This window comes from Pseudomonas sp. TH31 (assembly GCF_016650815.1).
Classification (GTDB): Bacteria; Pseudomonadota; Gammaproteobacteria; order Pseudomonadales; family Pseudomonadaceae; genus Aquipseudomonas.
On the sequence record NZ_JAEKEZ010000005.1, the window covers coordinates 247,634 to 267,620 of the forward strand.

A 19,987-nucleotide genomic window follows, 5' to 3' on the forward strand; every position below is an offset into this window, starting at 1 on the left:
CAGCTCCGGTTTCTCTCGCCTCATGCCCGCTATTACTACAGACCTGCCCGCCCTCGCCCAATCCATCAAGGTCTGGGGCCGTGAGCTGGGCTTTCAGCAAGTCGGCATCAGCGGCCTGGACCTGGCCGAGCATGAGCAGCACCTGGAGCGCTGGCTCGAAGCCGGCTACCACGGCGAAATGGAATACATGGGTGCCCACGGCAGCAAACGCTCGCACCCGGAAGAACTGGTACCCGGCACGTTGCGTGTAGTATCCCTGCGCATGGACTACCTGCCCGGCGACACCCAAATGGCGCAATTACTGGCCCAACCGGAAAAAGCCTACGTGTCGCGTTATGCCTTGGGCCGCGATTACCACAAATTGATCCGTAAACGCGTGCAACAACTGGCAGAAAAAATTCAGGCGGTGATCGGCCCGTTCGGCTACCGCGCCTTCGTCGACAGCGCCCCGGTATTGGAAAAAGCCATCGCCGAGAAGGCCGGTCTTGGCTGGATCGGCAAAAACACCCTGGTCTTGAATCGAAAGGCCGGCAGTTACTTCTTCCTCAGCGAACTGTTCGTCGACCTGCCGCTGCCGGAAGACCCGCCCCACGCTACCGAACATTGCGGCAGCTGCACCGCGTGCCTGGACATCTGCCCGACCAATGCGTTTGTCGGCCCTTACCTGCTGGATGCCCGACGCTGCATTTCCTACCTGACCATCGAACTGAAAAGCGCGATCCCGGAAGACTTGCGACCATTGATCGGCAATCGGGTGTTCGGCTGCGACGATTGCCAGATCGTCTGTCCGTGGAACCGCTTCGCCCGCCCGTCCGGCGAAAGTGACTTCAAGCCCCGCCACAATCTGGATAACGCCGAGCTGGCCGAGCTGTTCATGTGGGATGAGGAGCGGTTTCTCAGCAGCACCGAGGGCTCGCCGTTACGCCGGGCCGGTTACGAGCGCTGGTTGCGTAATCTGGCGGTTGGTCTGGGCAATGCGCCGTCGAGCATTCCGGTGCTCGAAGCGTTGAAGGCGCGCAGGGATTACCCGTCGGAGTTAGTGCGCGAACACGTCGAGTGGGCCCTGAAACAACACGGCCTGGCGTAGGAGCTGCCGAAGGCTGCGATCTTTTGATCCTGATTTTTCAAAATCAAAAGATCGCAGCCTTTGGCAGCTCCTACGGGGACCGAGTGTAAATCAGGCTTCGTCGTTGTAGACGAACTTCGGCATTTCCCAGTGAAATCGGATCGCCAGTAGCCGCAGCAAAAACCCACCGAAGAGTGTGATCAAAATCGCCTGCTCGCCGGGTAATTGCAGATAAATGCAGAGCATGTAGCACCACGCCGCCGCAAACGAGACGCTGGCGTAGAGTTCGCGGCGGAAGATCAACGGGATGTCATTGCAGAAGATGTCCCGCAGGATCCCGCCGAAAACCCCGGTGATCACGCCGCTCACAGACGCCACCAACATGCCGTGGCCCATCTCCAGCGCCGTCATGCAGCCGATCAGCGTGAACGCCACCAGGCCCACGGCATCGAGTACCAGAAACAGCGAGCGCAGGTGACGCATCCAGCGGGCGGTGAAGACGGTGAACATCGCCGCGACCGAGGTCAGCACCAGGTATTCCGGGTGTTTGACCCACGTCAGCGGGTAGTGACCGAGCAGCACGTCGCGCACCGAACCGCCACCCAACGCCGTGACGCAGGCGATCAGCACCACGCCAAACCAGTCCATGCCCCGACGGCCGGCAGACAAGGCACCGGTCATGGCTTCGGCGGTAATGGCGATCAGGTAGAGCATCAGCAACATGGTGGCGGTCCTGGCAGGAGGGCGCGCAGTCTAGCCATTTCGTGGCGGCACCAAAAGAGGGCAGCCGAAACGAGATCCCTGTAGGAGCTGCCGCAGGCTGCGATCTTTTGATTTTGATTTTTAAGATCAAAAGATCGCAGCCTTCGTCAGCTCCTACAGGGGCATATTCCAACGTCAGAACTTGATGAAATGCTTACGGTAGTGCTGCAACTCGGCGATTGATTCGCGAATATCGTCCAGCGCCAGGTGCGTGCTGCCTTTTTTGAAGCTGTCACGCACGTCCGGTGCCCAGCGTGCGGCCAGCTCTTTGAGCGTCGACACGTCGAGGTTGCGGTAGTGGAAGTAGCTTTCCAGGGATTTCATGTGCGTATAAAGGAAGCGACGGTCCTGGCAGATGCTGTTGCCACAGATCGGCGACTTGCCCTTTGGCACCCATTTTTCCAGGAAGGCGATGGTCTCGGCTTCGGCTTCGGCCATGCTGATGCGGCTGTCGCGAACCCGTTGAGTCAGGCCCGAACCGCCGTGTTGACGGGTGTTCCACTCGTCCATGCCGGCGAGGATCGCGTCACTGTGATGGATCGCGATCACCGGACCTTCGGCCAAGGTGTTCAGATCACTGTCGGTGACAATGGTCGCCATCTCGATGATGACGTCGGTATCAGGGTTCAGACCGGTCATTTCCAGGTCGATCCAGATCAGATTCTGCGGGTTTTGCATGTGTCGGCTCCTAGGCAATGCTGCGCAGTTTAGCCTAGGCAACCGGCCGGGCGTGCTAAACTCGCGGCCGTTTTACCTAATCGCTGCATTCTTGATACGGAACACCCATGGCCAAACGCCAACTCAATCGTCGTCAAAACTGGCGCATCGAAAAGATTCAGGGCGAACGCGCTGCCCGCGCCGCCAAACGCGAGTCCTCGGCTGTCGAGGCACTTGAGGGCGGCGACCTGGGTCCGGAACAGACGGGCCTGGTGATCGCGCACTTCGGTGTGCAGGTCGAAGTCGAAGCGCTTGATGGCGATTTGGCCGGTCAGGTGTTCCGTTGTCACTTGCGCGCCAACCTGCCAGCGCTGGTGACCGGCGATCAGGTGGTCTGGCGTGCCGGCAACCAGGGCATTGGTGTCATCGTGGCGCAACTGCCGCGTAAAACCGAACTCTGCCGCCCGGACAGCCGTGGCCAGCTCAAGCCGGTTGCGGCCAACGTCGACATGATCGTCATTGTCTTCGCCCCGCTGCCCGAGCCCCACGCCAACCTGATCGACCGTTATCTGGTCGCCGCTGAGCACGCGGGGATTCGTCCACTGCTGCTGCTCAACAAGTTCGACCTGATCGATGAGCAGAACGCTCCCGCACTGAATGCCCTGCTGGCGGTTTACCGCACGCTCGGTTACCCGGTGCTGGAAGTGTCGGCCCACCACGGCAACGGCATGGAGCAATTGCAGGAGCAACTGGACGGGCGCATCAGCGTATTCGTCGGCCAGTCCGGCGTCGGCAAGTCGTCGCTGGTCAACAGCCTGCTGCCGGAAGTCGAAACCCGCGTCGGTCCGCTGTCCGAGCTGTCCGGCCAGGGCACGCACACCACCACCACCGCGCGGTTGTTCCACTTCCCCGGCGGCGGTGAACTGATCGACTCCCGGGCATCCGTGAATTCGGCCTCGGCCACGTCAGCCGTGCCGACGTCGAAGCCGGCTTCATCGAGTTCAACGACTTGATCGGCACCTGCCGCTTCCGCGACTGCAAGCACGACCGCGAACCGGGTTGCGCCTTGCTCAAGGCCCTGGAAGAAGGCCGCGTGCAGCAGCAACGAATGAACAGCTATCGCTCGATCATCGCCAGCCTGCCGGAAACCAGCTACTAAACAGACGTGCGCGCCCCCCGACATCGACGGGGTGGCGCGTCGTTGCTTTCGACTTACAAAACCCTCGCAGACTTAAACATCAGACTATTCTGCAGGACCTACGCACGCCCGCCTGTAGGGCGCTTCTGTTTTAGTACCAAGCCCTTGTCACCCTCATTCACCCCCTAAATTCAAGCCCTCTTCGCACTTCCGCGATACCGAGGGACTCCCATGCAAACCTATCATTTGTTCATCAGCCACTCCTGGACCTACTCCGACGCCCACGACAAATTAGTGAGCCTGTTGGGTGCCCACCCGGACTTCACTTTCAAGAATTTCTCGGTGCCGCCGGAGAACCCGATCATCGGCGCGAAAACCGACAAGCAACTGATCGAAGCCATCGAAAACAAGATCCGTCCGTGCTCGGCGGTGCTGATCATGGCCGGCGTGTATTCCACCTATAGCAAGTGGATCAACAAAGAGATCGAGATCGCCAAACAGATGGGCAAGGTGATCATCGCAATCAAGCCATTCGGCGCCGAGCGGATTTCCACGGTGGTGCGGGACGCCGCACACGCTGAATGTGCATGGAACACCAAAAGCATCGTCGGCGCGATTCGCCAGCATACGGCGGTGTGATCATGCGCAAGGGATTGTTTATCGGGATTAACAATTACACGCATATTTCCCAACTGAGCGGCTGCAACAATGATGCAATCGCTATGGCGTCCGTACTGAAAACCGATGCCAATGGTGACCCGAACTTCAAAAATCTGGTGCTGACCTCCGCCGAAGACTATCTGAGCCGGGAAAAGCTCGAAGGACACATCCAAGAGTTGTTTTCGGGCGATTGCAGCGTTGCGCTGTTGTACTTCGCGGGTCATGGAAGCTTCGACGTTGATACGGACGAGGGAATGCTGATTCCCCAGGACTACAAGAACGCCAAGGATGGAATCCGCATCAGCGACATCCTGAACTGGGCTACCAAAGCCGTGAAGATCAAAAACAAAGTGATCATTCTTGATTGCTGCCAAGGTGGCTCTGCGGGGGAAATACGTGCGCTTCGCAGCGAAAGCAGTGTGGTTGGCGAGGGCATGACCATCCTGACGGCGTGCAAAAAGGAACAGCCGGCAATGGAAGGAGCCGGCCATGGCGTGTTCACCGGTTTGTTACTCCAGGCGTTGCACGGCGGCGCCGCGAATATCCTGGGAAAGATCACTCCCGGCAGTCTCTATTCGTTTGTCGACAACGCTCTCGATGCCTGGGAACAGCGTCCGGTGTTCAAAACCAACGTTTCGCAGTTCATATCGCTGCGAGAGGTTTCGCCCCTGATTCCCAAGGAAATCCTGCGCAAGCTGCCCGAATGGTTCACCGAGGCCGAGTCGGTGTTCCCGCTGGCACCCAGCTACGAACCCACCGAGCCTGCGTTCGACGCCGAACACGGCGAGGTCTTCGCCCAACTGCAAAAGTGCAATCGCCACAGCTTGATTGAACCAGTGGAGGCCGAGCACATGTACTACGCCGCAATCCATTCCACCGGCTGTCGCCTTACAGCGCTCGGTGCCTACTACCGCGAACTCGCGATCAAGGGACATTTCTGATGCCAGTGTTTATCAGCTACCGCCACATGGATCGGCCGCAAGCCATCGCCATCAACGCCCGGCTGCAGCAGGCCAACATCAAAACCTATCTCGACGTGCTTGACCCCGAGTCGCAGACCACCGATGACATCACCGGGGTGATCACCCGCAACATCAGCGAATGCACCCACCTGCTGGCGGTAGTGTCCGAACGCACCGCGCTGTCGTGGTGGGTGCCATTCGAAATCGGCGAGGCCACCATCAGCAACCGACGGATCTGTTCATTCAAGACCGGGCCGGCGGAGTTGCCGCTGTACCTGGACAAATGGCCGAAGCTGACCAGCGAAAAGGACATCGAGTTCTTCATCGATGCTTACCGCGACGAGGTCACGTCCAAACGCTCGATGGCACTGGACTCGATCAATGAGTCGCTGCGCGGCACCTACAAGAAAAACGCCGACATCTTCCACGACCAGTTGAAAAGCCGGGTTGGCAGAGGCTTCTGAGAAACAAAGTCCAAGGCAAGCAAAGCCTTTGTAGCAGCTGGCGAAGCCTGCGTCCGGCTGCGTAGCAGTCGTAATTCAGCACATTCGGTTCTTCAGGAAGACCTCGCGCTCAGGTTTTACGACTGCTACGCAGCCGGACGCAGACTTCGCCAGCTGCTACAGATCGCCGTGCGTGTTTGCGCTGTCGGTCAATCCAGAAACAAAAAAGCCACGATCATCGTGGCTTTTTTGTGGGTCACTGCTTGGGCGGTTCCGCCGGTTTGGCCGGATCACCCGGCTTCGGCGCCGGATCTTCAAACAGGTTCAAACGCTCACGAAGTTCATGAGCCGGTACCGGTTGCTTCTCCGCAGGCACAGCATTTGGATCGACCGGTGTGGCCGGTGCCGGCGGTGCTTCACCCGGAGCGCCCTGCCCTGGTGTCTGAGCTGGTTCGGCACCTTGTGAGCCTTCGATCGCTGCCTGAGCCTTCTTCGTCAGTACGACGATATCGATACGGCGGTTGACCGGGTTGAACGGGTGCTCCCGGTCGAACAACGCCGAGGAGGCATAACCGACGACACGTGCTACTTGCGAATCCGGATAACTGCCGGCAACCAGCGCACGGCGAGCGGCGTTGGCACGGTTGGCCGACAATTCCCAGTTACCGAAATCACCGGTGCCCGAGTACGGCTTGGCGTCGGTGTGACCGCTGATGCTGATCTTGTTCGGCACCGCTTTGATGGTGTCGGCCATGGCCAGCAGGATGTCTTCGAAGTAAGGTTTCAGACGCGCTGAGCCTGAGTCGAACATCGGCCGGTTATCCGCGTCCATGATCTGGATGCGCAAGCCGTTCGGGGTGATCTCGAACAGAATCTGGTCCTTGAACTTCTGCAACTGCGGGTTCTCTTCAACCTTGTTCTGCAGTTCTTGCAGCAGCAGTTCCAGGCGTTCTTTCTCGACCTGTTCGGCCATGCCTTCGACCTGCTCGGTATCGACCGTCACCTTGTCCGGCTGCGGCTGGGATTTCACCTCAGGGTTGAGGGTGTTCTCCGGCGCCAGGGTCGGCGTGCCGCCCAAATCAATGATGTACGGCGTGCCGCTTTCGGAGAAGCCGACCGGATCTTTGAAGTAACCGGCAATGGCGATCTTCTGTTCCGGGGTGGCGGTGGACAGCAGCCACAACACCAGGAAGAACGCCATCATCGCCGTGGCGAAGTCAGCGAAGGCGATTTTCCAGGCACCCCCGTGATGCCCGCCGGCGATGCGCTTGACGCGCTTGATGATAATCGGCTGGTTATTTTCCATACAGAGTGCTCTGTCTCACAAATACTGTTCCTTTTTGACGGTGCCTGTTGTCGCCATACGGCGTTGCCGCTCCTCGCCATAGCAAGCTATGACTCGTCGCGGCGCCTTGTCTGGCAACAACAGTCACTCGCCAAAAAAGGAACGTATTTGCAAAACAGAGCACTATCGACCGCGAACGGCTTGTTCCAGCTCGGCAAAGCTAGGACGGTGCGCCGGGTACAGAACCTTGCGACCGAACTCCACCGCCAGCGATGGCGGCATGCCGGATGCCGAAGCGACCAGGGAGGCCTTGATGGCTTCGTAGACGTTCAGTTCTTCCTTGGCATCGTGGGCCAGGGAGTGAGCCAGCGGGCCGAAGAAGCCGTAGGCCGCGAGGATACCGAAGAAAGTACCTACCAGTGCCGCACCTACGTGCATACCGATGGCTTTTTGGTCGCCTTCGCCCAGGGAAGCCATGGTCACCACGATACCGAGTACCGCCGCCACGATACCGAATCCCGGCATGGCGTCGGCGATGCCGTTCACCGCGTGGGATGGGTGTTCCAGGTCTTCTTTAAGGCTGTAGAGCTCCATGTCGAACAGGCCTTCCAGCTCATGGGGAGCCATGTTGCCGGAGGACATGATGCGCAAGTAATCGCAGATAAACGCAGTCATGCGTACGTCTTTCAGTACCGCGGGGTACTTGGCGAAGATCGGGCTGGCAGAGGCATCTTCGATGTCGCCTTCGATGGCCATCATGCCTTCGCGGCGGCTCTTGTTGAGGATCTCGTAGATCAGGCCCAGCACTTCAAGGTAGAAGGTGTGGCTGAAGCGCGAACTGAACATGCCCAGGGATTTCTTGAGCACGTGCAGGGTCATGTAACCGGGGTTGGCCTGCAGGAATGCGCCAAGGGCCGCGCCACCGATAATCATCACCTCGAAGGGCTGGATCAGGGCGGCAATCTTGCCGTGGGAAAGCACGTATCCGCCGAGCACGCTCGCGAATACGACGATGATGCCGATAATTTTAGCCATAGGTAGGAGAGTACTTACTGAGTCGGGTTCAAGGTCATATTCGGAAGTTAAAAAATCTCTTCTTCTACTTATCGGCAAAACTGCGCCAGACTATAGCCAGTTCAGGCGAAAAGCCAATTTAGCCCGCGCCGGGCGTGTTTACCGCCAATGATGATCGCGTCCAGCCATGGCTAACGAAACGAACGTTCCAACCCCAAAACCGACCACTCTTGAAGGCTGGGTCAAGCTTCTCGATGGCGTGCGCCTGCCGGTTCCGCAAGAGAGTCATGACCGGGTCTGCAAAGCCATTCGCAATAGTCGCAGCTCATTGCGCGACATCGCCGAGCGGATCCAGGACAGCCCGGCCCTGGCGTTGAGCGTGATTCGCGAAGCCAACCGCCACCCCCACGGCAGCATGACCGAGCCTGCGGAAAACCTTGAAGTGGCGCTCAGCCGCCTCGGTTTGAAACGTGCCGAAGAGTTGCTCGCTCGCCTGCCCGCCGTGCCTCAGGCCGAGATCCCGGTGGCCCTGCGCCAATTGCAACTGATCAGCCAGCACGCGACGCAACAGGCCAATGGTTTTTTCGCCAGCCGCCTGGCACGGCTGTGGCAGGACATTCATTGGGGCAGCCTGCTGTTTCTCTCGCCGCTGTGGCCGATGGCGCTGACTCATCCACAGTTGCTCGAAGAATGGGAGCTGCGGGTCATCCATAAAGGCGAGTCGGCGCGCAAAGTCGAAAAGCAACTGTTCGGCGTGCGCCTGCTGGACATCTGCCTGGCGCTGGTGGACATCTGGCGGCTGCCGATCTGGGTGCAACAGGGCTATCGCCTGCTGCTCAACGAGCAACGGGAACTGGTGAAAGTCCTGCGCATCGCCCGGGACAGCGATCATCCGTTGCGCCAGCAAAACCGCCTCGACGACGATCCAACCCTGCGCCGCTGGCTCAACCAACCGGCCAACACCGTGCTGTTGGCCAACGGTCTGGCGCTGTCGGCACAACAGGCCTGGGACAGCCCGCACAGTGAACGCTGGCAGTTCCTGACCAGCCTTTACCTGCAAATCTCGATGGATGAAGTGCAACAGCAATTGCACCAACAGGCCGCCAACAGCGCGCGGCATCACGCCATGCCGGACCTTTGGCACCCGGCGGTTTCGCTACTCTGGCCGTGGGGCATGCATCGCACTCACGCCGGTTTGCTGCCGGCTCCGGCCCCGACCACCGAAGACCTGACCCAGTGGCGCAAGCAATGCGCCGAGTTGCTGGTGGAGCCGAGCCGTTTTACCAATGCGATGCACCTGACCAACTCGGCACGGGATGCGCTGGTGGCCTGCGGCATGCGTCGGGTGATGATCCTGATGACCGACCGCACCCACGCCAATCTGCGGGTGCATCAAACCGCCGGGCTGGCGAAAGAAGCCTCAGGCCTGAATTTCGCGGTCAGCCAAAGCAACGTGCTGCAACGCTTGCTCTCGCAACAGGCCCAGGTACGCCTGACGCCGGCCAACAATGCGCAATTCTCGGCACTGCTGCCCGCCAGCCTGCGGACGCAGTTTGGCGGCGAACACCTGCTGCTGCGTTCACTGGTCAATAATGGCCGGGTGATCATGATTGTGGTGGCGGACCAGGGCGGTGGGCCGTTCTCGGAAATTACCGTGCAAGCCTTCGGCAAAACCGCGCAGTGCATTGAAAAGGCCCTGCATAGCTTTAGCACCCGTTAGGGCCTGTCATCCGTTATTTCCTGTACCGCGTTGTCGCCGGGCCCACTTTCAGGCACAACCCGAAGGGCCGGGCCTGCAGTGGCGCGCTACAGGAAATAACGGATGACAGGCTCCTCATGACGCTGCGCTACAATCCCTCCCTTTGTGCTCTGGAGACCTCACATGTCTGACTTCTCTGGCTTGCCGCTGGTCATCGAGCCGAGCGACTTGCTCCCGCGTCTCGACGCCCGCGATCTGATACTGGTCGACCTGACCAGCAGCGCCCGCTATACCGAAGGGCATCTGCCCGGCGCGCGTTTTGTCGATCCGAAACGCACGCAACTCGGTCAGGCGCCAGCGCCAGGCTTGCTGCCGACGCATGCCGCCCTTGAAGCATTGTTCGGCGAGCTGGGCCACAACCCCGATGCGGTCTACGTGGTTTATGACGACGAAGGTGGCGGCTGGGCTGGCCGTTTCATCTGGTTGCTGGATGTCATCGGCCACAGCAAATACCACTATATCGACGGCGGTCTGCCAGCCTGGCTGGCAGAAGGCCTGCCCATGTCGATCCAGATTCCGGCCCCGGTCGGCGGCCCGGTTGCGTTGACCCTGCACGACGAACCCACCGCCACCCGCGAGTACCTGCAAAGCCGCCTCGGCGCTGCGGACCTGGCGATCTGGGATGCCCGTGGGCCGCTGGAGTATTCCGGCGAGAAGGTCCTGGCGGCCAAGGCCGGGCATATCCCGGGTGCCGTCAATTTCGAATGGACTGCCGGCATGGATCAGGCGCGCAACCTGCGCATCCGCACCGACATGCCGCAGATCCTCGAACAACTCGGCATCAGCAAAGACAAAGAAGTGATCACCCACTGCCAGACTCACCACCGTTCTGGCTTCACCTATCTAGTGGCCAAGTCCCTCGGTTATCCGCGGGTCAAAGGCTACGCCGGCTCCTGGGGCGAATGGGGCAACCATCCCGACACCCCCATAGAGATTTAAGGTTTTTAAGGACCGTTAATGAATAAGCGTTTGTTTATCCTCAGCCAATACCTGCTGCCCCATCACTTGCTCTCGCGACTGGCCGGCTGCATTGCCGAATGCCGCGTGCGCTGGTTCAAGAACGCCTTCACTGCGTGGTTCGCCAAGCGTTATCAAGTGGACATGTCCCAGGCACTGGTCGAAGACCTCACTGCCTACGAGCACTTCAACGCATTCTTCACCCGTGCACTGAAAGACGGCGCGCGTCCACTGGACGAAACCCTGGGCGCGATTCTCAGCCCGGCCGACGGCGCCGTCAGCCAACTTGGCCCGATCGAACACGGCCGGGTGTTCCAGGCCAAGGGCCACAGCTTCAGCGTCCTGGAACTGCTGGGTGGCGATGCGGCAAACGCCGCGCCGTTCATGGGCGGTGATTTCGCGACTATTTATCTGTCGCCGAAGGATTATCACCGCGTACACATGCCGCTGGCCGGCACCCTGCGCGAGATGGTCTACATCCCGGCCGAATCTTCTCGGTCAACCAGACCACTGCCGAAAACGTCCCGGAGCTGTTCGCCCGCAACGAGCGCGTGGCGTGCATTTTCGACACCGAGCGCGGGCCGATGGCCGTGGTGCTGGTGGGCGCAATGATTGTGGCGTCGATTGAAACCGTCTGGGCCGGGCTGGTCACGCCGCCGAAACGCGAGCTGAAAACCTTCCGTTACGACGAAGCCGCCCGTGCGCCGATCCATCTGGAAAAAGGGGCGGAACTGGGTCGCTTCAAACTGGGTTCGACCGCTGTCGTGCTGTTCGGGCCAGATCAAGTGAAGTGGGCTGAAGGCCTGGGCGCATTGTCGCCGGTACAAATGGGCCAGGCGCTGGGTTTGCCGAACGCTTGATGCCCTGAACCGAACCCTCACGGGGGTTCGGCGCTTCCAACTCCACACCGCCCCCTGTAGGAGCTGCCGAAGGCTGCGATCTTTTGATCTTGATCTGCAGCGCCCTCACGAAAAAAATCGCAGCCTTCGGCAGCTCCTACAAAGGACGCGAATGTCGAAATACCTCCGACGGCCATAACTGCTACAGTCAGCTCATTCACTGCCCATTTCCCGGTTGGAGTTTTTCCACGGCATGAATGAGACCAGCCTCCCGTTATTACTGCGCGCACCGACCCCGACGCAGTCGCGCCTGTCGTTCTGCGAAGCCACCCCGCGCGACCTCAAGCGCTGGATCGCCAACCTGCCCAAAGCCAACATTGGCGAAACTGCTCGCCAGTTGTATCAGGGCCTGAGCGAACTCAATCAATTGCTGACACCCAGCGACAATCGCCTGCAACTGCTCGAGTTGTTGCGACCCGAGGTGTATTACGTCTGCAAGCACCTGGAGCGGCATTTCCTGCATCAGGCGATTGTCCTCGACGAGCGCTCGCGCAAGATCGCCAACCTCTGCCAGGCGCTGCAAAGCCATTTGGCAATCGGCTACAAACAGATCGTCATGCGGATCGCGCCGCGTTTCAGCAAGGACCGCGCGCTGCTGCTCACTCAGGCGCTGCAACGGGCGATCCACTGCCTGAGCGGCCCGTTGATCCGCGCGACCCAGCTCTACTGCCCGGTGCCGGAAGGGGTGTGGCTGGAGCTGCATCAGTTATATCGAATCGGCTGCGAGCATCGACTGCAAACTATAAGCGTGCGCGATGAACTGGCCAGTGAGACGCCAGACCTGAGCATCGAAAACACCTACGTCGCCGCCCTTCTGTTGGGCGCCTCGCGTTGCAATCAACTGCGTCAGAACCAGATCGCCCGGCTCGCCGAGGTGCTGGAACCCTGGAGTAAATGGATCACGCTGCACCCTGGCCGCCCCGGTGATGAGCTGTTTGCTGTCGCGCCGGACCTCGATACCGGGCCGCGCTATCGCGCCAAGTTCCGCGCCGAGCAGCAGGAAGGTTTGCTCGGGCTTGATCCGCAGCCGCTGGTGGCGGCCATCGAAGCCCGCCTGCTCAATCCTGGCGACGAGTCCTCCACGTTGCCCGTACCGACAGGCTTGAATCCGGATACGCTGCAACACCTGCACGCGGCGTGGGGCCAGGCCGCCGAGCGCAGCTTCCAGCGCACCGTCGGCAATGGCACCTTGACCCTGTGCGTGGGCATGAGCGCGTTGCACTTTTATCTGGGCGGGCAACGCTCGTTCAGCGACATCCTGAAAAACCCGACAGGTCGGCTGGCGCAGTTTTCGGTGGCCTCCCCGGCAGGTGGAGGGAAAGACAACTGGAGTCATGCCTTCGACGCCGCGCCCAACGGCAACAACGACGCCCTGCTGCCCTACGAAGAAATTGAATACCCGCAACTGCAAAACGACGACAGCCACGAGGCTGGCGACCGTAACCGGCACTTCCCGACTTACGCCCTGCCGGTGGTCAATCACAGCCCCGGCGGTTATTGCCTGGCGTGGCCCGGCGCCGTACCCGCCGAGCTACAGGCCGGTGAAATGGTCGGTATTGAGGATTCTGCCGGTCAGGGTTGGAGCATCGCCGTGGTGCGCTGGATTCGCCAAGTGCGCGGCGGCGGCACGCAGATGGGAATCGAGCAAGTCGCACCTTACGCCGAGCCTTGTGGCCTGCAATTGGTGCGCACCCGCGACGATCACAGTCAGTACTTGCGTGGCTTGCTGTTGCCGGCCATCAGCGCGATTGACCTGCCAGCCACCCTGCTGGCCCCACGCCTGCCGTTTCAGGAAGGCAACAAAGTGCTGATCAACACCAACGGCCAGGAACGGCGCGCCGGGCTGGACCGACGGGTGTCGAGCACCAACAGTTTTAACCAGTTTGCCTATCGCTCGCTGGAGGCCAGTAAAAATGAAAACGCCGCGGGGAGCGGCGTGGTTGGGGCGCAAGAGGATTTTGATTCGTTGTGGAAGTCGTTGTAACCGGGATTTCCAAAAGCAAAGGATCGCAGCCGTCGGCAGCTCCTACATTGGGATATGCGTTTCCCCGTAGGAGCTGCCGAAGGCTGCGATCTTTTGATCTTGCTCTTTAATCAGAGCTGCCCGTCACGATCCCGAAAACCCAGCAAATACAGCACGCCATCCAGCCCAAGGGTGGAGATCGCCTGTTTCGCCGACTGCTTGACCAGCGGTTTGGCGCGGAACGCCACACCCAGCCCGGCAATCGCCAGCATCGGCAGGTCATTGGCGCCATCGCCCACAGCAATGGTCTGCTCCAGACGCAAACCTTCCTTGTGGGCCAGCTCTTTGAGCAGATCCGCCTTGCGCTGTGCATCAACAATCGGCTCGACCGCCACGCCCGTCACTTTGCCGTCCACCACTTCCAGTTCGTTGGCGAACACATAGTCGATGCCCAGCTTGGCCTGCAATTGCTTGGCGAAGTAGGTGAAGCCCCCAGACAGGATCGCGGTCTTGTAACCCAGACGCTTGAGCTCGGCGAACAGGGTTTCAGCGCCCTCGGTCAGGCGCAGCGATGCACCGATAGAGTCCAGCACGCTGACGTCCAGTCCTTTGAGCAAGGCCAGGCGCTCCTTGAAGCTTTCACGAAAGTCCAGTTCACCGGCCATCGCTCGTTCGGTGATTTCAGAGACCTGATCACCCACGCCCGCAGCCTTGGCCAGTTCGTCGATGACTTCGGCTTCAATCAGCGTCGAGTCCATGTCGAACACCGCCAGGCGACGGTTGCGACGGAACAGCGAATCTTCCTGGAAGGCGATGTCGACATTCAGTTCCTGCGCGACGCTGAGGAACTCGGCCCGCAATGCCTGCGGATCTGCCGCTTCGCCACGCACGGAGAACTCGATGCAGCCCTTGCCCTTGTCGGCCGGGGTATCCAGCGGCATGCGTCCGGACAGACGATCGATATGGTCGATGTTCAGCCCGTATTTGGCGGTGATCGAACTCACGGCCTGCAATTGCCCGGCGGTCACTTTGCGGGTCAACAGGGTGACGATGTGGCGCTTTTTGCCCTGATTGCCGACCCACTGCTGGTAATCCTCTTCGGACACCGGCGTGAAACGCACCTGCTGATCGAGTTCGTATCCCTTGAACAGGATGTCTTTGAGCACCGACTTGCCCTGCTCGGTGCCAGGAATTTCAACCAGGATGCCGAACGACAAGGTGTCGTGGATCACCGCCTGACCGATGTCGAGAATGTTCACACCACCCTGGGCAAGAACGCCGGTAATGGCCGCAGTCAGACCCGGACGGTCGACTCCCGTGATGTTTATCAGGACGATTTCGCGCAAGGCGCACCCCCGCAGGTGGAAAAAAACCGCATTCTACCCACTTTCAGTGACCATCGGGCACCGTCAGCGCTTTGCCGGTCTAGGGCCTGTCGCTATACTGCGCGTCAACTTCACGGACAAAAGAGCCGAGCTCAGTGAACCGGCCCACGCCAGTAAAAACCGATAACTTCTTCCTGCTGATCTTCCGGGCACTGCGCCACCGCCGTGTACCGATTGCATTACGCATTGCCAGCCATAACGTGATCCTGGTCGCTCTGGCCCTGGTGATCTATGCCTGTGTGATGGGTTTGCAGTTCAAGCAGGCCATGCACGAGCAGGCGGATGCGCTGGGCGAAAGCCTGACCACGCAGACTGCCACGTCCGCCACGGAGCTGTTGGTGTCCAACGACATCCTCAGCCTGAACGTGCTGCTCAACAACCTGACCAAAAACAAGTTGGTGGCCCACGCCGCCATCTATAGCGTGGATAACCGCATCCTCGCCGAATCCGGTCAGCGCCCCAAGCACAGCCTGTTGGGCGAAGCCGAGGGCATGTACGAGAGCAAGATCACTTTCCAGGACGTGACCGCCGGGCAACTGCGCATCAGCCTGGACATGGATCAGTTCCAGCAGCCGATGACCATCAGCCTGCAAAGCATGGGCATCTTGAGTGCGATTCTGCTGGCCCTGTCCCTGGCCTTGAGCCTGCGTCTGGGTCGGCACATCTCCACGCCGCTGCTGCAATTGCGGGTCTGGCTGCGCAATATCGACGAATACACCCCGGCCACCGAGCGTCAGGATGAAATCGGCGACCTGGCCCGTCAACTGCACGCCAATTTCGCCCCGGAACCGGCCGAGCCTGAGCCTGTGCCGGAGCCAGAGTTCGACGATGCCGATTACGACGAGGAGGCTGATCCGGCCTTTGAAGTGCGCAATCTGCGGGATCCGAGCTTCGATGAAACCAAGCCTGTGGCTGGCCTGAAACCGGCGCCAAAGCGCATTGTCAGCACCGTCGAAGACGATGACGACGATGACGCGTTTGCCGATCTGCGCGATGAGTCGGCAGACAACGCACCGAAACCAGTGGCCAAACCCGTGATATCGAACGTGCCACAGCACAGTGCGGTACTGGCGGTGCAACTGGGCGCCCAGGATCAACTGCGTCGCCTGCCGCGCACGCGCCTGGAAGAACTGCTCAAGCGCTACCGTGATTGCCTCGATCAGGCCGCTTCGCTCTATCAGAGCGAACTGCACACCCTGAACGATGGCAGCACGCTGATGCTGTTCCACACCGAAGACAGCGGCGACGACTACCTGACCAATGCTATTTGCTGCGGTGAGTTGCTGCGTGCGCTGGGCCATCAGTTGCAGATCGAGGTCGCCGACAGCGGCATCACCCTGCAATTGCAACTGGGCCTGACCTTGGGCGACGATTTGTTCGGTCTGAGCCAGATCGACCTGCTGCTGACCGAGTCGGCCCAGGACGCCCTGGCCCTCTCGCAACACAGCCGCAACCTGCTGCTGGTCGAGCGCAAGATCGGCGACGACGTGCTGATTCGCCAACGTGCGCGGATCCGGCCGATCGCCAGCCCCGAAGGCGCCTGCTGTGTAGAGCGGTTGATGGAGCCTTATCCGTCGATGCTGGAGCGGCAACTGGCGCGGATGCATGAGCGCCGGGCGTAAGTCTTAATACCGTTACAACGAAGCCCGCAGATGATCACTCGCCTGCGGGCTTTTTTGTTGTTCTCTCCGACGCCATCGCGGGCAAGCCTTGCTCCCACGGGATGAGGTCGTTCACGCTATCGGTGCACGCCACCGCCCCTTGTAGGAGCAAGGCTTGCCCGCGATAAGGCCACCAGCAACACCGAAGATTCCAACCCGCAGAAACAACAAAGCCCGCATCTGCGGGCTTCGTATTGGATCAATCCAGGCTTAGAACCTGAACACTTCCATATCGGTGCGAATCGGCGACGCCATCGGAATCTTCGGCTGCTTGTCCTGGTCGGCAGCAGGCGCCACAGGTTTGGCCGCCTGTTTACGCGGTGCGTCAGCAATCGGTGGCTGATTGGCCAGAGGCTTCAGCGCTACAGAAAGCTGCTCCGCCAGACGCTGTAGCAACACACCCTGAGCCTGGACCTGAGCCGCCGTCCCGCCGGCATGCTGTTCTTGCAGATGAATGATGCGGTTATCGCGAACCTGGCCACGACGGTCGATCAGACGCCACTGCGCATCCAGGATCGCCGGCTGCGACTCACCCGAGTCCAGGCGAGTAATCGTCAGGAGCACCTGAACATCCGGGGCAAAACCCAATGTCGCCGGCGCCAACACTACGCGCTGGCTGTCCAGATGACCGGCCACCTGACGCAGCAGCAACTGATCGATATCCGAGGACAAGCTACCCGCCCAGCGTCCATCGACCGACGCCTGAAGGCTGCCATCCGGCTGACGCTGCAGCAGGGTTTCACGTTGCAGGTAGTCAGCAATCGTTACCGGGCCCAACAAAACAGCCATGCCAGCGCTTTGCGCAGGCTGAGCCGGGCTTCCGCTGTCCAGCTGATACAACGACACCGGCTGGTGTACGCTGCAACCCGCCAGGCCAAGAACGCCAGCGAGCATCAAAATTAACGGAAGGCGCAGAGCAGTCATCGTCCCATCCAGGTGGCTGCCACAAGGCTAACCACAGTGAAAATACTCAATAAATATGAAGAACGCTCGGCCACGCCGGCGCTTGAAAGGCCATATCATCCGTGAATATGCGTTCCGACTCCAGCGCGAAAGCGCCGATCTACGCGTTAAATCGTAGATCAGCGCCTCTAGCACGCCTAATTGAGGTTTTCGACGAGCAGCGCATCTACCCGCTGGAAGCCACGTGGCAATTTGTTACCACGACGACCGCGTTCACCTTTGTAGTGTTCCAGGTCGTCCGCTTTCAGTGACAAGGTACGTTTTCCAGCCTGCAGCACCAACGTGGCGCCATCCGGCAGAACCGCAATGTCCGTGACATATTCTTCGCGACTGGCCACACGCTCGCCGGAGATCCCGATGATCTTGTTGCCTTTGCCCTTGCCTAATTGTGGCAGGTCGCTGATTTTGAAGATCAGCAGGCGACCTTCGGTCGTGACCGAGGCCAGCCAGTTGTTCTCGCGATCGGCGACCGGGCGCGGCAGGATGACTTTCGAGTTGTTCGGCAAGCTCAGCAGGGCTTTACCGGCCTTGTTCTTGGCCTGAAAGTCTTCACCCTTGACCACGAAACCGTAACCGGCGTCGGAGGCGATCACGTACAGCGAATCGTCTTCCGGCATCAGCACGCATTCGAAGGTCGCCCCTGGCGGCGGCGTCAGACGACCGGTCAGCGGTTCGCCCTGGCCTCGGGCTGATGGCAAGGTGTGCGCGGCCACCGAATAACTGCGGCCGGTGGAGTCGATAAACACCGCAAACTGGTTTGAACGACCCGGCGCCAAGGCCTTGAACCCGTCCCCGGCCTTGTAGGACAGCCCGGTGGCGTCGATTTCATGCCCCTTGGCGGAACGAATCCAGCCTTTTTCCGACAGCACCACCGTCACTTTCTCGTTCGGCAGCAGGTCGTGTTCGGTCAGGGCTTTGGCTTCGGTACGCTCGACGATTGGCGAACGACGGTCGTCGCCATAGGTTTCGGCATCCTTGATCAGCTCGGTGCGCACCAGTTTCTTAAGCTTGGCTTCGCTGCCCAGCAGGGCTTGCAACTTGGCTTGTTCCTTGAGCAGTTCATCCTGCTCGGCACGCAACTTCATTTCTTCCAGTCGCGCCAACTGACGCAAACGGGTGTCCAGAATGTAGTCGGCCTGGATTTCGCTGAGGGCGAAACGTGCGATCAGCGCCGCTTTCGGGTGCTCCTCGGTGCGAATGATGTGAATCACTTCATCCAGGTTGAGGTAGGCGATCAACAAACCGTCCAACAGGTGCAGGCGACGCTCGACCTTGTCCAGGCGGAATTGCAGACGACGACGCACGGTGTTGACGCGGAACTCCAGCCACTCAACCAACAACGCACGCAGATTCTTGAGCTGCGGCTTGCCATCCAGACCGATAATGTTGATGTTCACCCGGTAGCTCGACTCCAGCTCGGTGCTGGCGAACAGGTGCTGCATCAACGCATCGTGGTCAAAGTTTTTCCGCGAGCCGGGAATGATCACGATCCGGCACGGGTTTTCGTGGTCGGATTCGTCGCGCAGGTCGGCGATTTGCGGGGCCTTGGAAGGCTTGGCCTGCATCATCGCCGCGATCTGCTCCAGTACCTTGGCACCAGAGACCTGATGCGGCAGCGCAGTGACAACAATGTCGCCGTCTTCGACGTGGTACACGGCGCGCATGCGCACCGAGCCCTTGCCGGTTTCGTACATTTTCAGCAGGTCGGCGCGCGGGGTGATGATTTCCGCTTCAGTCGGGTAATCCGGACCCTGGATGTGTTCGCAGAGCTGTTCGACCGTGGCCTTGGGCTCATCGAGCAAACGCACACAGGCCGTCGCGACTTCGCGCAGGTTGTGCGGCGGTACGTCGGTGGCCATGCCCACGGCAATGCCGGTGGTGCCGTTGAGCAGAATGTTCGGCAAACGTGCCGGCAACACCAGCGGTTCGTCGAGGGTGCCGTCGAAGTTCGGGCCCCAGTCCGCCGTGCCCTGGCCCAGTTCGCTGAGCAGCACTTCGGAATAACGCGATAACCGCGCTTCGGTGTAGCGCATGGCAGCGAAGGACTTGGGATCATCCGGCGCACCCCAGTTACCCTGACCGTCGACCAGCGTGTAGCGATAGCTGAACGGCTGGGCCATCAGGACCATGGCTTCGTAGCACGCCGAGTCGCCGTGCGGGTGGAACTTGCCGAGCACGTCGCCGACGGTACGCGCCGACTTCTTGTGCTTGGAATCAGCGTCCAGCCCCAACTCGCTCATCGCATAGATGATGCGCCGCTGTACCGGTTTCAGGCCGTCGCCGATATGCGGCAAGGCACGGTCCATGATCACGTACATGGAGTAGTTGAGGTAGGCATTTTCGGTGAAGTCAGCCAGTGACCGGCGCTCTACACCGTCCAGGCTGAGATCAAGGGAGTCGCTCATGCGGGCCT

The 19,987-nt window shown here is 60.1% G+C and carries 15 protein-coding genes and 2 pseudogenes; 10 read left to right on the forward strand and 7 right to left on the reverse strand.

The window, feature by feature from the left end:
• Window positions 1–22 precede the first annotated feature (22 nt).
• Window positions 23–1,087 carry a tRNA epoxyqueuosine(34) reductase QueG gene (gene queG, locus JFV26_RS02815; RefSeq protein ID WP_201189535.1) on the forward strand — a complete coding sequence of 355 codons (1,065 nt, stop codon included), beginning with the start codon at window positions 23–25 and terminating at the stop codon, window positions 1,085–1,087.
• A gap of 90 nt (window positions 1,088–1,177) precedes the next feature.
• Here queG and JFV26_RS02820 read toward each other — a convergent pair whose 3' ends face one another.
• Together JFV26_RS02820 and orn are read right to left on the reverse strand one after the other, a co-directional pair.
• Window positions 1,178–1,789 carry a trimeric intracellular cation channel family protein gene (locus JFV26_RS02820; RefSeq protein WP_054053347.1) on the reverse strand — a complete coding sequence of 204 codons (612 nt, stop codon included), beginning with the start codon at window positions 1,787–1,789 and terminating at the stop codon, window positions 1,178–1,180.
• A gap of 174 nt (window positions 1,790–1,963) precedes the next feature.
• The gene (orn, locus tag JFV26_RS02825; RefSeq protein WP_201189536.1) at window positions 1,964–2,506 is read right to left on the reverse strand and encodes an oligoribonuclease; all 543 of its coding nucleotides are present in this window, start codon (window positions 2,504–2,506) and stop codon (window positions 1,964–1,966) included.
• Window positions 2,507–2,613: 107 nt separating this feature from the next.
• On the opposite strand from orn, the pseudogene rsgA reads away from it, so the two are divergent.
• The 4 genes and pseudogenes from rsgA (at window position 2,614) to JFV26_RS02845 (ending at window position 5,709) form a co-directional block, all read left to right on the forward strand.
• Window positions 2,614–3,644: pseudogene (gene rsgA, locus JFV26_RS02830) on the forward strand (small ribosomal subunit biogenesis GTPase RsgA).
• A gap of 210 nt (window positions 3,645–3,854) precedes the next feature.
• The gene (locus JFV26_RS02835) at window positions 3,855–4,262 is read left to right on the forward strand and encodes a TIR domain-containing protein (protein WP_201189538.1); all 408 of its coding nucleotides are present in this window, start codon (window positions 3,855–3,857) and stop codon (window positions 4,260–4,262) included.
• A gap of 2 nt (window positions 4,263–4,264) precedes the next feature.
• Window positions 4,265–5,224 (forward strand): caspase family protein, encoded by a 960-nt coding sequence (locus JFV26_RS02840; RefSeq protein WP_201189540.1) that lies wholly within the window; start codon window positions 4,265–4,267, stop codon window positions 5,222–5,224.
• Window positions 5,224–5,709, forward strand: coding sequence for a toll/interleukin-1 receptor domain-containing protein (locus tag JFV26_RS02845; RefSeq protein ID WP_201189542.1), 486 nt, complete (start codon window positions 5,224–5,226; stop codon window positions 5,707–5,709). The genes JFV26_RS02840 and JFV26_RS02845 overlap by 1 nt, the downstream gene beginning before the upstream one ends.
• A gap of 235 nt (window positions 5,710–5,944) precedes the next feature.
• On the opposite strand, the gene motB is transcribed toward JFV26_RS02845, so the two are convergent.
• Together motB and motA are read right to left on the reverse strand one after the other, a co-directional pair.
• On the reverse strand, window positions 5,945–6,994 hold the full coding sequence (gene motB / locus JFV26_RS02850; RefSeq protein ID WP_201189544.1) for a flagellar motor protein MotB: 1,050 nt from the start codon (window positions 6,992–6,994) through the stop codon (window positions 5,945–5,947).
• A gap of 162 nt (window positions 6,995–7,156) precedes the next feature.
• On the reverse strand, window positions 7,157–8,008 hold the full coding sequence (motA, locus tag JFV26_RS02855) for a flagellar motor stator protein MotA (protein ID WP_201189546.1): 852 nt from the start codon (window positions 8,006–8,008) through the stop codon (window positions 7,157–7,159).
• Between the two features lie 166 nt (window positions 8,009–8,174).
• Between motA and JFV26_RS02860 the strand changes: the two genes are divergently transcribed.
• The 4 genes and pseudogenes from JFV26_RS02860 to JFV26_RS02875 all read left to right on the forward strand — a co-directional run bounded on the left by JFV26_RS02860 (window position 8,175) and on the right by JFV26_RS02875 (window position 13,586).
• Entirely contained in the window at window positions 8,175–9,707 is a 1,533-nt protein-coding gene (locus JFV26_RS02860) for an HDOD domain-containing protein (RefSeq protein WP_201189549.1), read from the forward strand.
• A gap of 162 nt (window positions 9,708–9,869) precedes the next feature.
• Complete coding sequence (locus JFV26_RS02865; RefSeq protein WP_201189551.1) at window positions 9,870–10,685, forward strand: rhodanese-like domain-containing protein; 816 nt, start codon at window positions 9,870–9,872, stop codon at window positions 10,683–10,685.
• Between the two features lie 18 nt (window positions 10,686–10,703).
• Window positions 10,704–11,563: pseudogene (gene asd, locus JFV26_RS02870) on the forward strand (archaetidylserine decarboxylase).
• A 232-nt stretch (window positions 11,564–11,795) separates the two neighbouring features.
• On the forward strand, window positions 11,796–13,586 hold the full coding sequence (locus JFV26_RS02875) for a molecular chaperone (RefSeq protein ID WP_201189553.1): 1,791 nt from the start codon (window positions 11,796–11,798) through the stop codon (window positions 13,584–13,586).
• 110 nt (window positions 13,587–13,696) lie between these two features.
• Here JFV26_RS02875 and serB read toward each other — a convergent pair whose 3' ends face one another.
• Entirely contained in the window at window positions 13,697–14,911 is a 1,215-nt protein-coding gene (gene serB, locus JFV26_RS02880; RefSeq protein WP_201189555.1) for a phosphoserine phosphatase SerB, read from the reverse strand.
• 134 nt (window positions 14,912–15,045) lie between these two features.
• On the opposite strand from serB, the gene JFV26_RS02885 reads away from it, so the two are divergent.
• The gene (locus JFV26_RS02885) at window positions 15,046–16,572 is read left to right on the forward strand and encodes an AhpA/YtjB family protein (protein WP_201189557.1); all 1,527 of its coding nucleotides are present in this window, start codon (window positions 15,046–15,048) and stop codon (window positions 16,570–16,572) included.
• Window positions 16,573–16,821: 249 nt separating this feature from the next.
• Here JFV26_RS02885 and JFV26_RS02890 read toward each other — a convergent pair whose 3' ends face one another.
• Both JFV26_RS02890 and parC read right to left on the reverse strand, forming a co-directional pair.
• Window positions 16,822–17,535: a PqiC family protein gene (locus tag JFV26_RS02890; RefSeq protein ID WP_201189559.1), complete on the reverse strand. Its 714-nt coding sequence runs from the start codon at window positions 17,533–17,535 to the stop codon at window positions 16,822–16,824.
• Window positions 17,536–17,711: 176 nt separating this feature from the next.
• Window positions 17,712–19,979, reverse strand: a complete 2,268-nt coding sequence (gene parC / locus JFV26_RS02895) for a DNA topoisomerase IV subunit A (protein ID WP_201189561.1) — start codon at window positions 19,977–19,979, stop codon at window positions 17,712–17,714.
• Window positions 19,980–19,987 lie beyond the last annotated feature (8 nt).

Excerpts from the sequence above, each read along its gene's own strand:
- motB (WP_201189544.1), bottom strand. The coding sequence starts at position 6,994 with ATGGAAAATAACCAGCCGATTATCATCAAGCGCGTCAAGCGCATCGCC.
- JFV26_RS02865 (WP_201189551.1), top strand. The coding sequence starts at position 9,870 with ATGTCTGACTTCTCTGGCTTGCCGCTGGTCATCGAGCCGAGCGACTTG.
- parC (WP_201189561.1), bottom strand. The coding sequence starts at position 19,979 with ATGAGCGACTCCCTTGATCTCAGCCTGGACGGTGTAGAGCGCCGGTCA.
- motA (WP_201189546.1), bottom strand. The coding sequence starts at position 8,008 with ATGGCTAAAATTATCGGCATCATCGTCGTATTCGCGAGCGTGCTCGGC.
- JFV26_RS02875 (WP_201189553.1), top strand. The coding sequence starts at position 11,796 with ATGAATGAGACCAGCCTCCCGTTATTACTGCGCGCACCGACCCCGACG.
- orn (WP_201189536.1), bottom strand. The coding sequence starts at position 2,506 with ATGCAAAACCCGCAGAATCTGATCTGGATCGACCTGGAAATGACCGGT.
- JFV26_RS02845 (WP_201189542.1), top strand. The coding sequence starts at position 5,224 with ATGCCAGTGTTTATCAGCTACCGCCACATGGATCGGCCGCAAGCCATC.
- JFV26_RS02835 (WP_201189538.1), top strand. The coding sequence starts at position 3,855 with ATGCAAACCTATCATTTGTTCATCAGCCACTCCTGGACCTACTCCGAC.
- queG (WP_201189535.1), top strand. The coding sequence starts at position 23 with ATGCCCGCTATTACTACAGACCTGCCCGCCCTCGCCCAATCCATCAAG.
- JFV26_RS02860 (WP_201189549.1), top strand. The coding sequence starts at position 8,175 with ATGGCTAACGAAACGAACGTTCCAACCCCAAAACCGACCACTCTTGAA.
- JFV26_RS02840 (WP_201189540.1), top strand. The coding sequence starts at position 4,265 with ATGCGCAAGGGATTGTTTATCGGGATTAACAATTACACGCATATTTCC.
- JFV26_RS02820 (WP_054053347.1), bottom strand. The coding sequence starts at position 1,789 with ATGTTGCTGATGCTCTACCTGATCGCCATTACCGCCGAAGCCATGACC.
- JFV26_RS02890 (WP_201189559.1), bottom strand. The coding sequence starts at position 17,535 with ATGACTGCTCTGCGCCTTCCGTTAATTTTGATGCTCGCTGGCGTTCTT.